The following is a 14,838-nucleotide window of genomic DNA, read 5'->3' as shown; positions in this document are numbered from 1 at the left end:
CGCCGTTTGAACCGGATTGCCGTCCTCGCTGGTGCTCTTTGGAGTCACCGGTGACCTTGCCCCTAGGAGCTCATGCCGGCGGTGTCTGACCTGGCGAACCCCTTTGGCAGCGCATGGGGGTCCTGTGCAGGAAAACTAAGGCCTTAGGTGAAGCTGTGCCGCCGCCAGGATGCCGAAGGCGCAATGGAGCAAGGACGAGCGTTTCATGAGACTTTGGCCCTTGCGGGGGGTAATCCCCGTATGGCTCAGACGCTTACACGCAGTCTTCTTGAGACCGCGAGGGCCTACCACGTTGGGCCCGGAATGCGCCCCTATTTGTGCAGCAGTACTGAAATTACCGAGCATGCTATTTTGCTGCCGTCTCTGCGGGGACAGCGGCGGAGCTAGGCAAGCAATGCGTTGGCACTTGCAGTCCATTCGGCGTGCGGTCGTTGTGCAGTTCGCCTGGATTGTGATGCCAATATCTGCTGGACAAATGGGCTCCATTTGTCTGCAAGGCCCTCACATATGACGCACACGTTGTAGGGACTGGGCTTCTCATGCCTCAACATTTAGAATCGTGGCCACTGCTTCTAGCCGGGTCGAAGCGTGACGCCGTTCAGCTCTGGAGCTGTGCTGCTTTGAGTGTGTTGCGGAGGAGTTCGGCGATGGTCATCGGACCTACCCCGCCGGGGACTGGGGTGATTTTTGACGCGACCGTGCTGGCTGCGCTGAAGTCGACGTCACCGGTGAGTCCGTCCTCGGTGCGGTGGATGCCGACGTCGATGACGACGGCCCCGGCGGAAATGTGTTCGGCGCCGATCAGGTGGAGAACACCGGCTGCAGCTATCACCACCTGCGCCTGGAGCGTGGCGGCAGCCAAGTCCTTAGTCTTCGAGTGCGCTACGGTCACCGTGGCGTTCTTCTGCAGGAGGAGTTGTGCCAGCGGTTTGCCGACGAGGTCTGAGCGTCCGATGACCACCACATTGGCGCCCTGCAGCTGGACCCCCTCATTCTCTAAGAGAGAGATCACTCCGAGCGGAGTGCAGGGCCGCAGTCCCTCAACGTTTCGGGCTAGCCGGCCGGCACTAATAGTAGTAAGACCGTCGACGTCCTTTTCCCAGGGGATCCGGTCAATCAACGCTGTTGCGTCCAAGTGGGCGGGCAGCGGAAGCTGCAGCAAAATGCCCGACACTGCAGGGTTGGCTGCCAGTTCATCGAGTGCGTGAGCTACCTGTTCCTGGGTAGCGTCTTTGGGGAGGCGGCGGTGGTGGTCCTCAATTCCTGCCTGCTTGGATAGTCGGCGCTTGCTGTCGGCATAGACCTCGGATGCCGGGTTGTCACCAACAAGCACGGTCGCAAGGCCGATGGGCCGGCCGGTGGACTGTTTGAATTGCTCGACGTCGGTTCGGAGTTGTTCCCGGAGCCTCGTGGCGAGTGCTTTTCCGTCGATGATGTGGGCTGCCATGTCAGAAGACGATCGTTGTGTTGCCGTCGCGCATGACCCTGTCTTGGCAGTGCCAGGTAACGGCCCGGGAGAGCACGCTTCGTTCGACGTCGGCTCCGGAGCGCATGAGCTCCGCGGTGGATTCACGGTGGGTGACGCGGATGACGTCCTGTTCGATAATCGGGCCCTCGTCCAGGTCCTTGGTCACGTAGTGAGCTGTGGCTCCGATGAGTTTGACGCCGCGGTCCTTGGCTTTCTGGTACGGGCCGGCGCCGATGAAGGCGGGCAGGAAGGAATGGTGGATGTTGATCACCGGTACCTGGACATCGTCGAGGAACTCAGCGGAGATGATCTGCATGTACCGTGCCAGGACCACGAGGTCGACGTTTCCGTTCAGGAGTTCCAGGTGCCTGCGTTCGGCGTCCTTCTTGTCCCCCGTCACGGGGACGTAGAAGTAGGGGATGTCGAACGGGCGCACCTGGTCGGCCAGGCCGGGGTGGTTGGAGATGACCATGACGACATCCATCGGGATCTCTCCGCGCCGGTGCCGCCACAAAAGGTCCAACAGACAGTGGTCGGTCTTCGAGGCGAAGATCGCGACCCGCTTGCGCTTGGAAGCATCCGTCAGTTTCCAGTCCATCTGAAGCGATTCGGCAAGCTTCGCCTGAATATCGGCCTCAAGGACCTCTCGCTTGGCGGCGAAACCGGGAAGGTGGAACACGGTCCGCTGGTAAAGGGTCCCGTTTTCGGCGCCGGTTGTGAACTGGTCCAGGGACACAATGTTTGCCCCGTGCTCTCCCAACAGCTGCGTCAGCTGGGCGACAATGCCCGGCTTATCAGGGCAGCTGACAGTGAGTCGGCCGATTTCAGCGGTGCCACTAGCCGTAACGGGCTTGGCCGGAAGGGTGGTGCTAGACGGTTGCAAGAAGATCACCTCGTGAAAACGATAGGTTGAGTAATGGGTTCGCCGGACCAGGGAAACTCCTGGTCCGGCGGGCGCGCATGGTTTAGCGGCGGTCGCTGAGCGCCGAAGACGCGCCGGCGACTAGGTCGATTCCCTTTGGTTCCCTAATAAAGGCTGCGCCGATGTACGAGGCAATGCAGAGAATCATGATGTAGGCGGCGATGGAAAGCGAGCTTTGCGTGGCTCCGAGGAGCCACTCTGCTGCAAGGGGGGCGAAGGCCCCGCCAAGGATAGCGCCGATGGCGTATGCGATCGATATTCCCGAATAGCGAATCTCTGCCGGGAACATCTCAGCGAACAGGGCCGATAGTGGCCCGTAAGTCAGACCATTTCCGATGGTCAACCCCACCAGAGCCAGAAGGTAGAGCCACACGTTCGCGGCATCTATCAGCAGGAACAGCGGGACCATCCAGACGAACATCAAGATATAGCCGACCTTGACGGTCTTGATGCGTCCCCACCGGTCGGAAAGATGGCCGCCTACCATCGTGAAGACAAGCCAGCTCATGCCGGCGAGCGTGGAAGCCAAGAGTATTCCTGGCCTGTCCATCTTGTGAACCCGGATGGCGTAGGAGGAGAGGAAAGCAATCAGCAGGTAGCCGGCGGCGTTGCTGCCGATGAAGACCAGCGCTGCCAAGACGATCGCTTTGGGATTCCGTTTGATGAGTTCGCGCAGCGGAGATGCAGTCTCCCGTTTTTTGGCCGCCATTTCCTGGAATACGGGACTCTCGGAGACCGCGCGGCGGATGAAGTAACCGACAATAATCATCACGACGGAGAAAAGGAACGGTATCCGCCATCCCCAGGTCAGGAATTGTTCCGGGGTAGTTACGGACGTCATGATGAAGACGACCAACGTTGCCAAAATCATGCCGGCCGGAACGCCGATCTGTGGGTAGGAACCGAAGATTCCTCGCTTGCCAACAGGTGCGTGCTCGACAGCCATCAATGCGGCACCGCCCCATTCGCCACCCGCGGAGATGCCCTGAATGATGCGCAGGAGCACCAGGAGCAGCGGAGCAGTGATTCCGATCTGGGCATGCGTGGGCAGTATGCCAATAAGGGTTGTTGCAGCGCCCATCAGGATCAGTGTGGCGACCAGGACTTTTTTGCGTCCGAACTGATCGCCGAAGTGCCCGGCGATGACGGCGCCCAGTGGTCGGAATAGGAAGCTGATGCCCAGAGATGCCCAGGACACCATCTGGGCAAGGACGGACCCTTGACCCAGGGGCGCGAAGTACAGCTGAGCAAAGACGAGTCCGGCTGCTTGGGCGTAGATGAAGAAGTCGTACCACTCGATAGTGGTGCCGATCATCGTGCCGGTAAGTACACGCCTGTCTTCAGCCGTCATTTTCTCTCTTGCCCCGGCGGGGGCCATGACTGACATATTCGCGCTACTTGGCGCTGGGCAGAGAGGTCCCGGAGCCGACGAGTGCCAGCTCCGTGCGCCGATTGTCCTGCTTGAAAGGATAGGCATGAACGGTGGCCCGGATCTTCTTCTGGCGATGTCCCGGGTCACCCCACAGGACTTCTACCTCAGTGCCGGGTTCCGTGTAGGCCAAGTCGAGCACCCCGTGGGAGAGAACCTTGCGGAAGTAGTAGCTGTAACCGCGCGAGGTTGTTGAGCCGATAATGGTTTCCCCTTCCAGCACCGTGCTGGTGTACATCGCGAACCACTGGCCGCGCGGCCAATCCATGAAATCGTACGGTTCGCCGTCCTGGAAGAAGGAGTCGTAGACGTCCTTGACGTCCTCTTCATTCCAAACGAGCGTGACAATCCCGCGCTTGGGGTCGGCCGTCTCCCTCTCCAGAGCTGCCCGACCGTAGAAATCGTGATCGAACTTGACGTTTCTGGTCCATCCCAGTTCGACAGGACTACGGAACCATGCGCTGGGATCCTCGCCGTCAAAGCTTCCTTTGACCTTCATGCACCGCTCGAAGCTCTGGTACCACTCCGGGCTGCCGTCGTCTGTCACCTCGACGTTGTACTGCTCGTAGTATTCCCGTTCAGTTTCGCCGGTAATGGCGGGGAGGTAGTCATGGGTGACGGTGGGGAAGCCGGCCTCCAGGTGGTTGACCATGGCTGTTCGGGCACCCATGCGGCGGATGTTGAACGCCTTCCCGGCTTCGAGCACTGCGGCCCGGATGACTTCGGCGATCGATCCGGGACCCTGCAGCTCGAATCCGATTTCGCCGGCCATTCCTTGGCGGAGAAGGCGAACCTGATGTCCGGCAATTGTGGCTTTCCGGAAATGCATGAACTTGATGTCCCGCAGCGACTCGAAGGTCAGGAGTTCGAGGAGTTCAAGGGACTTCGGTCCCGAAACCTGGAACTTGAACTCGCTGATTTTCAGGGACAAGTCGGCCTTGTAAGCACCCTTCTTGAAGTTGTATTCAAGCCAGGTGCTGACCGGCCCGCGTGCATTGAACAGGAAGTCATCCTCTGCCCAACGGGCCAGGATGCCTTCCCCGATGACCTTGCCGTCAAGATTGCAGAAGATGGCGTGCTTGGCTTGTCCGATGGCGAATTTGGCGAAGCTGTTGACGGCGAAGTCTGAAAACAGCTGCAGTGCATCTGGGCCTGTGACGCGCAATTCGTCCAAATAGGACCAGTCTCCGAGGTAGACGTCCTCCTTCCACGACATGTTCTCGTCCTGCCAGCCCGAGTACTCGAGCCTGCCCCACGATGCGGCAATGTCGAGTCCGGCACGCATGGTCTGAATGTTTGATCTCACGGTTTCTCCTTTGAAGCGGGTCTCGGCACCGGCGACGCTTAGGTGCCCTTGCAAAACACGTTAAAGGGCCGGAGTTTCTTTGAAAAACGGAAAATAGTTGAGGTATTCAGCACTAAAAGTTCGGTATCAGCGGGGCTGTTCGTATGCATCCCAACGCCCAAGCGGATCATGAGAGTCCGGCGCAGTTTCCTTTCCTTCACTGCACTTGCGGTTTCCCTCTCAAAAACCAACTAGCATTTGGGTATGCCGTCGTTCAACCTAATCCAATTGCAGTATTTTTGTTCGGTGGCCGAGACCGGGTCCTTCGCCGGGGCAAGCATCCGCGAAAACGTTTCGGCTACTGCCATCGCCGCTTCCATCTCACAGCTGGAGCGGGGCATGAAGACTCAGTTGTGCGTGCGGCGCCGGGCCCATGGGGTGGACCTCACTCCCAGCGGGCGACTTCTGCTGAACGAAGCGAGAGCTCTTCTGCGGGCAGCCGAGGAGGTTGACCTGACAGTGGCCGGTCAAGGCGAAGAGCTTGTGGGCCCCATTACAGTGGGTTGCTACCCGACGTTTGCTCCCACTCTTATCCCTGCGCTCATCGACGAATTCGCGGCTCTACATCCGCGCGTGGACGTCGACTTCCGGATCGCACCTCAAGGTGCTCTGATGGAGCTCCTCGGCGAGGGGCGGATAGACCTGATCCTGGTCTACGATCTGAATCTGCCATTGGACCTCCAAGGAGTTGTCCTTTATGAAACGCCTGTCCACATCATTGTGGGAGCCCGACATCGGCTGGCGGGAAGAGGATCCGTGGCACTTGCAGAGTTGAGAGATGACCCATACGTATTCTTCGACTCCCCGCCGGCGAGCAACCACGCGATGGAGATCTTCAAGGACTTCGGCATCAGACCCAACATCCGGTACCGCAGCGAACAGTATGAGTTGACTCGTGCCTTGGTCGCCAGGAACCTCGGTTACTGCATGATGATTCACCGCTCGCGCTCCAAGACGAGCTACGAGGGTCTGGCACTCGCAACTTTGGAGCTTGAACCGGCAATGCCGCTCGAACGCGTACAGGTTGCCTGGCTCCGCCGAACGCCGCTGACGACCAGGGCTGCTGCATTTACCGAGTTTGCCCGCGATTCTGTCGGTAAGGAGCAACAACGCTGGTTCGACTCAGTCCGGGGTGTGGGCGACAGAGGTTGAAATTAGCACGGTGCCGTATTTCTGTTGCGGTTACGGCTACGGCTACGGACCCGGCGCCAGCCAGGTGTCACCGAGAACGAACAGGATCCGCTTGAGGCAAGCTGAGAGCGTCACCCAGCGTTTTGACAGCGGTGAAGTCGTTAAACGAGAAGAGGTGGATTCCGTAGAACTGTGCTCCTGCGGCTTGGGAGTTGGTCGCCACCGATGAGATGAACGGCAGGGGATCAAATCGCGTGGAGGACAGAAGTCCCTGCGCCATGTTTGGCCGCCAGCCGGATCAGACGAATCCTACTGACGGGCCCATGCGTACCGAGCGATACCGGGGGAGTGACACCCTCCGAGCTCAATCGTCTGCAATACTCAAACCACAGCCGGAACATCAAAGCACATTTGAGTCACGAGCATTTGCGCATGCAACTGCTTCACCTTCAGCGAGGCCAGGTCTTTCCGCTCACGGGATGGCCTCGCGGACCGGCACCACGCTGACGCCCAGGTCCTCGGTGATCTTGGCCAGCACCAGCCGGTAGCCGGGGGAGTAGCTCCCGTCCACGATCCGGGTCTTGACGGCCGCGTAGGCCTGCTCGGATTTGCTGGCGGTGTGCGTCGCGGTCTGCGTGGCCGTGAACGTGGCGGTAGGAGAGCCCACGGCGGCGGTGTCATTCATTGGCTTTGCCGGCTTCCCAGTTCTCGTAGCGGGCCCGCCAGTCAGCGTTCAGCGGATAGAGTCCGTCCACGCTGTGGCCCTGCTGCACCATCTCGGTGATGAACGTTTCCTCGCGTTCCTGGGCGATGGAGTCGTCGGCGAGTTCCGCGGCCAGCGCCGGCGGGATCACCAGGATGCCGTCCGCGTCGGCGACGATGATGTCCCCGGGCTGCACGGTGGTGCCGCCGCAGGCGATGGTGATGTCCGTGTCCCACGGGATGTGCCGGCGTCCCAGCACGGCGGGGTGCGGGTTGGCGTAGTAGGTGGGCATGTCCATCGCGGCGACGGCGGAGAAGTCGCGGACGCCGCCGTCGGTGATGATGGCCGCGGCGCCGCGGACCTGGGCGCGCAGGGCCAGGATGTCGCCGATGGTGCCGGTGCCCTTCTCGCCGCGGGCCTCCATCACCAGGATCTCGCCCTCGTTGACGGAGTCGATGGCCTTCTTCTGGGCATTGAAGCCGCCGCCATGGGTCTTGAAGAGGTCCTCGCGGTTGGGGACGTAGCGCAGGGTCCGGGCCAGGCCCACGATCCGCCTTTCCGGCCGGGTGGAGGTCAGGCCGTCGATGCTGACGTTGTTCAGGCCGCGCTTGCGCAGCTGGGAGGACAGGGTGGCCGGCAGACGCTCTCCAGCCTCGCCTTCAGCGCCAGGGACAGGACCGGACCGACGGCCGCGGTGCCGGCCGCTTCCCGCGAGCCGTATGCCTCCTCCCGAGGCAGATCATCGGTCTTGGGCCGGGCGCCAAAGTCCGCGAACGGCGTTGTGCCTTCCTCCACGCGAGTGACCAAGCCGCCGGTTGTCCAGGCAGCGCCGGTGAGTCCGCCGGCGCTGCCTTCAACCTCGACGACGTCGCCCGGCTATCGCTGAATCGCCGTCGTGCATCAACCCTTTGGTCTTCATTTTTCTGGCACCTGGCGGTCGCTATCAGGGTTCAATGGCGTCCAGGACCTCGACTGCATATTGGATGACAGCCAGTGACCGGGCAGTTTGCGCCGTTTCTTTTGGCCAGACCGCAACAACAGAGGTCTGTCCGGCGCGGGGGCGAAGGTGCCTGGTCACGAGTCCCTTGCCCTCGCTGGAAACCGGGATCTGGTTGGGCCGCGACATCAAGAGACTATAGCCGAGCCCCCGCCCGACCATTGCCCGGACAAGATCGATTTGCGGGACTACTGCACCCACACTTGGCTTGAGTCCACGCTGAGCGAACATCAACTGTGTATATTCCGTGCTGGGGGCCGTGTTAAGCATGATGAGTGGCTTGGCCGACAGATCCGCGAGATCCACGTCGTCTTCTTCAGCAAGTGGATCGTTGGCCCCCAGAACGGCCATGACTTCGGTCTTGTAGATGACCCTGCGCTCCACGTCCGCTGGCAAGCCAATGTCATAGACGATGGCCGTGTCCAGTGTTCCATCTTCAAGCGCCGGCAGCAGGTCTGAGTGGTCCCCTACCGTGATGCTGATTTCGATCTTGGGGTGCAGGTTGGCCATGCCTTCAAGCACGGCGGGCAGGACGTTGCTTGCCAGGCCCGTATAGCAACCCAACGACACCGGCCCCTTCAGCTCGCCGCGCAACTCACCCAATCCGTCTGCCAGTGCACTGGCCTCGCGAAGCAGTTCTTTGGCCCGCTTCGCGAAGTGGCGCCCTGTCGGCGTCAGGTGCATGCCCCGGGCCTTCCTCCGGATGCACAGTTGTTCCCCCAACGCTGCCTCAAGCTCGCTGATGGCGTGCGAGAGCGCGGATTCGGAGATGTGGAGCTGTAGCGCCGCGGATCCCAGGGTGGTGTGTTCCGGCAGCGCGGCGAAGAGTTCGAGCTGACGAAAGGTGAATTTAGGCACGAAAATCTCTTCTCCTAAAGAATCGAAATACTTCCACTAATATTCACAGTTTACTAGAAGAAGGTTGGCTGTGACACTGATTACACAACGACGTGCCAGGAGGAGTAGGACCACAATGACGACACAAGCCACACAGTGCCCCTTCCACGGGAACTCGGAGACCCGAAGCGTTGACGCGGAATCGGTGCGCGGCAGCAGCGATCAATCTCGCACCACCGCTTCGCACGACGCCGCCGACTACCCCGTGGCTGACTGGGTTGACGTGGCTGAACTTGCATCGGATCCCTACCCGACCTATGCCAGGCTGAGGGCGGAGTCTCCGATCGCCTGGGTTCCGCAGCTCAACAAATTCCTCGTCACTAACTACGCCGGCTGCCACACGGTGGAACAGGATCAGGAAATCTTCAGCGCCAACGTCTCCGGCTCAACGATGACCCGGGCCGTTGGAGCCCGGCCGATGTTGCGCAAGGACGATCCAGAGCATTCGGCAGACCGGGCACCCGTAAATCCTGTACTTCGTCCCAAGTCCATCAAGGAAGTCTGGGGACCGGTTTTTGAACGCAACGCCGAAACCTACCTTGAGAAGTTCGCCGAGATCGGTCCCCGGGAAGCAGACCTGAACCGGGACTACGCCGCGCCCGTGGCCTCGCAGAACCTCATTGACCTGCTGGGGCTGAAGGACGTTTCGGTCGATCAGGTACGCCGCTGGTCCCACGACTTCATTGCTGGCATGGGAAACGTTCTGGACGATCAGTCGATCTGGGACCGATGTGACTCCTCGACCGAGGAGGCCGACCGCTTGCTCGAGGAGTTGATCCCCTACTACCGGCAGAACCCGGACGCCTCGATGGTGTCCGCATTCGCAAACAGCGGGCTGCCAACCTCCAACGTCACCGCCAACATCAAGCTGACTATCTCCGGCGGAATGAACGAGCCCCAGCACATGGTCACCAACATGGTCTGGGCCCTCAGCAACCACCACGAACAACGCGCGCAGGTCCTAGCCAACCCCGCATTGTGGGCTTCGGTGTTTGACGAAGCTGTCAGATGGCAATCGCCGATCGGGATGTACCCGCGCGAAACGACCCGGGAAACCGTCCTCGAAGGGGTCCGGATCCCCGCTGGCGCCGGTATAGGCGTGGTCGTTGCATCCGCCAACCACGACGCCGCCCACTTCGGAGAATCCGCTGCAGACTTCGACATCCACCGGCCCAAGCGCCCCCACCTCGCTTTCGGCAGCGGCGTCCACCTCTGCGCCGGGCACTGGGCCGCAAAGACTTCAATCGGCCAGGTGGCGGTACCGCTGGCATACAAGCGCTTCCCAGGGCTGCGCGTAGATGAACGGCGGAATGAAAGCTGGGATGGCTGGGTCTTCCGCGGACTGACCAGCCTGCCCGTCACCTGGAACTAGAAGCACCACCAAATACCAAGGAGCAACGATGCCCACCGTCACCTACACTCAGCCAAACGGCACCCAGCAAACCCTCCAGGTCCAGGAGGGCACAACACTGATGCGCGCCGCCGTCACCAACGGCATTGACGGCATCATCGGCGAATGCGGCGGGCAGGCCATGTGCGCCACATGCCACGTCTACGTGCGGCCGGAATATGCACAGGCGCTGCCCGAAATCAGCGACGATGAAGACGAAATGCTCGACTGTGCCACAGCCGAGCGGTTGGACACATCCCGTCTGGCATGCCAGATCAAAATCGACGCAGAACTCACAGAGATTGTCGTCGACATCCCTGCCGGCCAACTCTAGAAGCGGGGAAAATGACATGAGCGTTGTCATCATTGGCGGCGGACAGGCCGGCCTGCAGGTCGCCGATACGTTGAGGACCGAGGGGTATGCGGGCAAGATCCATGTGATCGCTGAGGAATCCGGGCTGCCCTATCAGCGTCCGCCGCTGTCAAAGGACTACCTGGCCCCGGACAAGGAACCGGCTCCCTTGCCGTTGCGCGGCGCATCCTTTTTTGAGGACAAGAGCGTCACACTCCATGAAGGTGTCCAGGCACTCGCCATTGACCTGGCCGAACGGAAGGTGAAGCTCACCGAGGGTTCACTCGACTACGACCACCTCGTCTTCGCGACCGGCGCCCGAAACAAGATGCTGAACTGTCCGGGCGCGTCCCTGTCCGGCATCCATGGACTGAAAACCCTGACAGATGCAGAGGCGCTGCACCGGGCGCTGCCCACCGCCCGCAATGTCGTCATCATCGGTGCCGGATTCATTGGACTGGAATTTGCCGCCGCCGCCCTGGCCCACGGATGCAAGGTGACCGTCCTGGAATTCGCGCCTCGCCCGATGGGACGTGCACTGACCCCCGTCATGGGGGAGTGGTTTGCAGCCGCTCACCGCTCACAAGGTGTCGACCTGCGTCTCGGCGAAGGCATCGACCGCTTCGAGCCTGGCACGGATGGCTGCGTCGGAGCCGCAGTGTCAACAACAGGGGCGTCATATCCTGCTGATCTGGTCCTCGTGGGCATCGGCGTGCAGCCCAACGACACCCTGGCCTCGGACGCCGGCCTCGAAACCAGCAACGGCATCGTTGTCGATGAAACGCTGCGCACGGCGGACCCTGCCGTTCTGGCGATAGGCGACTGCGCCAGTTTCCCCAGCGCGCACGCCCAGGTCCGTCTGCGTCTGGAGTCGGTCCAGAATGCCACCGATCAGGCCCGGCATGCCGCCCGTACCATTCTCGGGGCTGTACACCCCTACACGGAGCTGCCCTGGTTCTGGTCCATACAGGGCCCCTACCGGCTGCAGATGGCAGGGCTCGCACGACCCGACGACGACATGCTGGTCGTGGGTGACCAGGCGGCAGCAAAGTTCTCCGTCCTCTGCTTCAGGGACGGCGTCCTCACGGCTGTGGAATCGGTCAACGTCACCGCGGACCATATGGCTGCCCGCAAACTACTCGTCGCCGGCGCAGGCATCACCCGCGCCCAGGCAGAAACCGAGGGGTTCACCCTGAAGGCAGCTGCCAGCACCCCGTGTGCCAGTAGTGGCCTGACACGGATTACCAGTCTCCGCCCAAAAAATCGGCAGCAAAGTTTGATGCCCCAGGGTTTCCTCTCTGGGTACAGCTCTTAAACCAACTGGAGAACCATGAGCATGTACACACACAGTTCGAAGGCGAACCAACGTCGCGTCGCCTTTGCAACCGTCATCGGCACCACCGTTGAATGGTACGACTTCTTCATCTACGCCACGGCCGCCGGCCTGGTCTTCGCACAGCTGTTCTTCGAACCAGCCGGCACCTCCATCGGACTGCTGCTGTCATTCGCCTCCGTCGGCATCAGCTTCCTCTTCCGGCCCCTCGGCGCCTTCCTGGCCGGCCACTACGGCGACAGGATCGGCCGCCGCGCCATGCTCGTGCTCACCCTGATCCTCATGGGCGCAGCAACCACCCTGATCGGCTTCCTGCCGACCTACGCGACCGCCGGTGTCATCGCCCCGGTCATGCTCCTGCTGCTGAGGATCCTGCAAGGCATCTCCGCGGGAGGTGAATGGGGAGGGGCCGTTCTGATGGCAGTCGAGCACGCCCCCAGCGACCGCCGCGGACGGGCCGGGGCGTTCCCGCAACTGGGCGTTCCACTGGGACTGCTGCTGGCCTCCGGCGTCACAGCACTCATGACCGGTGTAGTTTCCCCCGGGGCAGCCTTCCTCGAATGGGGATGGCGGGTACCCTTCCTGCTGAGTATCGTTCTCGTTGCCGTGGGCTACTTCGTACGCCGCGCGGTGGACGAATCCCCTGTATTCCAGGAAATCGCTGCAGCCAAGAAACAGCCCAGGACACCAATCGTGGAGCTATTCCGGCGCCACGGACTCCTCGTAATCATCGCCGCCCTGATCTTCGCGGGCAACAACGCTGCAGGCTACATGGCAACGGGCGGCTTCATCCCCAGCTACGCGACCAGCCCCGCTGTCGGTCACGGACGCACTGACGTGCTCGTTGCAGTCGCTTACGGTTCTGCTATCTGGCTCGTCTTCACCTACCTCGCCGGATACCTCTCGGACAGGATTGGCCGCAAGCGCACCTACTTCATAGGCTTCGGCGCCCAGCTGCTGGCCTGCTTCCCGCTCTTCTGGCTGATCAACACAGGGTCCTTGGCGATGCTCTATCTGGCGCTGACCATATTTACCGTCGGTCTGGGACTGGCGTATGGCCCGCAGGCTGCCCTGTACTCGGAAATGTTCCCTGCCTCGGTGCGTTTCTCGGGTGTCTCCATCTCCTACGCTTTGGGAGCGATCCTGGGCGGCGCCTTTGCCCCGACTATAGCCACAGCATTGGTACAGGCCACAGGCGGAACCGATGCCGTTTCCCTGTACCTGGTCGGGATGACCCTCATCTCTCTTGTGGCCGTCTCACTGGTGCGGGACCGCTCAGGTATCGACCTTTCCATCCGGAATCAGGCCGAACAGGAAGTTGGAGCCCTCGTCTTTGACCGGCGCACCGCGGACGTTCCAAATGAGCTCATTCGCACCAACTGATCACGCCGTCATTTGGGGCCGGGGTAGCTGACAAGGCCCTGGCCCCAAGCGCGGCGGATGACAGCGTCGAGCCGGCAACAATGAAGCACAAGACTTGAAGACCACAATGGCTTGCTGCACGGCGGACGGAAGAAGGGCAGCTAATCATGGCACACCGGGTTAGGACAGCTGTAGCCAGGGAAAAGAATGCGCCGATGTCGGTGGAGACTATCCTGGTGCCGGATCCCGGGTTGGAGAGGCCCTGGTGGACATTCTCACCTGCGGCGTCTGCCAAATGGACCCGCACTACAAGCAGGGCGGAATCACTGACGATTTGCCCATCCTGTTGGGCAACGAGGCCAGCGGTGTGGTCAGCGCCGTCGGACCGGACGCCAACGAGGTGGCCCCCGGCGACCGCGTGATTCTGAACTGGCGGACGGTGTGCCGTGAATGCCGGGCGTGCGCCAAGGCCAGCCGCAGTCTTGCTTAAACACCCACAACGCTGCGGACAGATGACCCTCGAGCACGGCACGGAGCTCTCGCCCGCCCTCGGCATCGGCGCCTTCGCCGAGAAGAAGAAGGTCGTCGCTGCCGGGCCGTGCACCGAGGTTGAAGAGGACAGTGATTCGGCAGCCGTCGGGCTGCTGGGATGCGGAGTGATGGCAGGCATCGGCGCCGCCATCAACACCGGTGAGGTCAAGCGCCGCGAATCCGTCGCCGTCATCGGCTGCGGCGGTGTGGGTATCGCCGCGATCGCTGGCGCCATGCTGTCCGGCGCCACCACGATCGTCGCCGTTGACATTGACCCGAACAAGGTGGAGATGGCCAAGTCCTTTGGCGCCACCGACGGCGTCCAGCCGGGAAGATCCCATTGAGGCCATCCGGCACTGCGGGGCAGCGGCGCGGACCTGGTGATTGACGCCGTCGGCCGTTCCAAAAACGCAAAAGCAGGCCTTCTAACGGCGCCTGCGGAGCCTTGGGTGCCCCACTTCTACAAGGGGCGGCCAGTGAGTGTCGGTCATGCGGCTACGTAACCGTTTGCCTATTATGAGATGTTCGGAAAGGAGGGACGAACAGCCATGACCCATGTCGACTCCCAAACTGTCCAATGCCGCCGCGTTGGGTGTCTGGTAGCAGTCGTCACCGACGGTTCGGAGAACATTACGCCAGAGCGGAGCACCATCACGGACAGCGTGAACCTGTCGTGGCCCGCAGCGTCACGACAGACTTCTGGACCAGGGAAGATTATGGGCAGAAAGAGGGTGTGCACAATGTGCACACCCTGGGCTTCGGATCGGGTCGTGTGATGTCTCGGGACATGGGTGACGGTTCTGTATCAGGACATTGGTGACATTTCATGTATCAGGACATCGGTGACGGTCGGGGGTTGTTTCGCCGTGAATCCGGGGGGCTTGCCGTTTCCGACTGTTTTGGTCCCGGCCTGTGGACGGGGGTAGGACGTGATGTGGGTGCCCTGGTCATCGAAGAACTGGATTGTCTCGGGGTCCC

10 protein-coding genes and 4 pseudogenes are annotated in these 14,838 nt (G+C 61.4%); 6 read left to right on the top strand and 8 right to left on the bottom strand.

Annotation, left to right across the window (positions count from 1 at the left end; translation table 11 throughout):
* Positions 1-598: 598 nt before the first annotated feature.
* The 4 genes from LQV16_RS12385 to LQV16_RS12370 form a co-directional block, all read right to left on the bottom strand.
* Entirely contained in the window at positions 599-1,447 is an 849-nt protein-coding gene (locus LQV16_RS12385) for a bifunctional 5,10-methylenetetrahydrofolate dehydrogenase/5,10-methenyltetrahydrofolate cyclohydrolase (protein WP_229994188.1), read from the bottom strand.
* A gap of 1 nt (position 1,448) precedes the next feature.
* Positions 1,449-2,291 carry a formyltetrahydrofolate deformylase gene (purU, locus tag LQV16_RS12380; RefSeq protein WP_229994211.1) on the bottom strand — a complete coding sequence of 281 codons (843 nt, stop codon included), beginning with the start codon at positions 2,289-2,291 and terminating at the stop codon, positions 1,449-1,451.
* Positions 2,292-2,433: 142 nt separating this feature from the next.
* On the bottom strand, positions 2,434-3,741 hold the full coding sequence (locus tag LQV16_RS12375; RefSeq protein WP_229994187.1) for an MFS transporter: 1,308 nt from the start codon (positions 3,739-3,741) through the stop codon (positions 2,434-2,436).
* A 43-nt stretch (positions 3,742-3,784) separates the two neighbouring features.
* Positions 3,785-5,125 carry a hypothetical protein gene (locus LQV16_RS12370; RefSeq protein WP_229994186.1) on the bottom strand — a complete coding sequence of 447 codons (1,341 nt, stop codon included), beginning with the start codon at positions 5,123-5,125 and terminating at the stop codon, positions 3,785-3,787.
* 243 nt (positions 5,126-5,368) lie between these two features.
* On the opposite strand from LQV16_RS12370, the gene LQV16_RS12365 reads away from it, so the two are divergent.
* Positions 5,369-6,316, top strand: coding sequence for a LysR family transcriptional regulator (locus LQV16_RS12365; RefSeq protein ID WP_229994185.1), 948 nt, complete (start codon positions 5,369-5,371; stop codon positions 6,314-6,316).
* 457 nt (positions 6,317-6,773) lie between these two features.
* On the opposite strand, the pseudogene LQV16_RS12360 reads toward LQV16_RS12365, so the two are convergent.
* The 3 genes and pseudogenes from LQV16_RS12360 to LQV16_RS12350 all read right to left on the bottom strand — a co-directional run.
* Positions 6,774-6,980, bottom strand: a pseudogene (locus LQV16_RS12360) (GntR family transcriptional regulator); the annotation flags it as partial.
* A pseudogene (locus LQV16_RS12355) lies at positions 6,973-7,874 on the bottom strand (fumarylacetoacetate hydrolase family protein); the annotation flags it as partial. The pseudogenes LQV16_RS12360 and LQV16_RS12355, both read right to left, overlap by 8 nt.
* A gap of 67 nt (positions 7,875-7,941) precedes the next feature.
* The gene (locus tag LQV16_RS12350; RefSeq protein ID WP_229994184.1) at positions 7,942-8,853 is read right to left on the bottom strand and encodes a LysR substrate-binding domain-containing protein; all 912 of its coding nucleotides are present in this window, start codon (positions 8,851-8,853) and stop codon (positions 7,942-7,944) included.
* Between the two features lie 115 nt (positions 8,854-8,968).
* On the opposite strand from LQV16_RS12350, the gene LQV16_RS12345 reads away from it, so the two are divergent.
* The 5 genes and pseudogenes from LQV16_RS12345 to LQV16_RS12325 form a co-directional block, all read left to right on the top strand.
* Positions 8,969-10,264, top strand: coding sequence for a cytochrome P450 (locus LQV16_RS12345; protein WP_229994183.1), 1,296 nt, complete (start codon positions 8,969-8,971; stop codon positions 10,262-10,264).
* 28 nt (positions 10,265-10,292) lie between these two features.
* Positions 10,293-10,616 (top strand): 2Fe-2S iron-sulfur cluster-binding protein, encoded by a 324-nt coding sequence (locus tag LQV16_RS12340; protein WP_229994182.1) that lies wholly within the window; start codon positions 10,293-10,295, stop codon positions 10,614-10,616.
* A gap of 16 nt (positions 10,617-10,632) precedes the next feature.
* Positions 10,633-11,949 carry an FAD-dependent oxidoreductase gene (locus LQV16_RS12335; protein WP_229994181.1) on the top strand — a complete coding sequence of 439 codons (1,317 nt, stop codon included), beginning with the start codon at positions 10,633-10,635 and terminating at the stop codon, positions 11,947-11,949.
* A 15-nt stretch (positions 11,950-11,964) separates the two neighbouring features.
* Positions 11,965-13,350 (top strand): MFS transporter, encoded by a 1,386-nt coding sequence (locus LQV16_RS12330; protein ID WP_229994180.1) that lies wholly within the window; start codon positions 11,965-11,967, stop codon positions 13,348-13,350.
* 146 nt (positions 13,351-13,496) lie between these two features.
* Positions 13,497-14,286: pseudogene (locus LQV16_RS12325) on the top strand (alcohol dehydrogenase catalytic domain-containing protein); the annotation flags it as partial.
* Positions 14,287-14,665: 379 nt separating this feature from the next.
* Here LQV16_RS12325 and LQV16_RS12320 read toward each other — a convergent pair.
* Positions 14,666-14,838, bottom strand: a pseudogene (locus LQV16_RS12320) (IS481 family transposase); the annotation flags it as partial.

This window comes from Arthrobacter sp. Bi26 (assembly GCF_918697925.1).
Lineage (GTDB): Bacteria > Actinomycetota > Actinomycetes > Actinomycetales > Micrococcaceae > Arthrobacter.
Note: the sequence above shows the minus strand (reverse complement) of the source record. Positions and strands in the feature narration are given on the sequence as shown.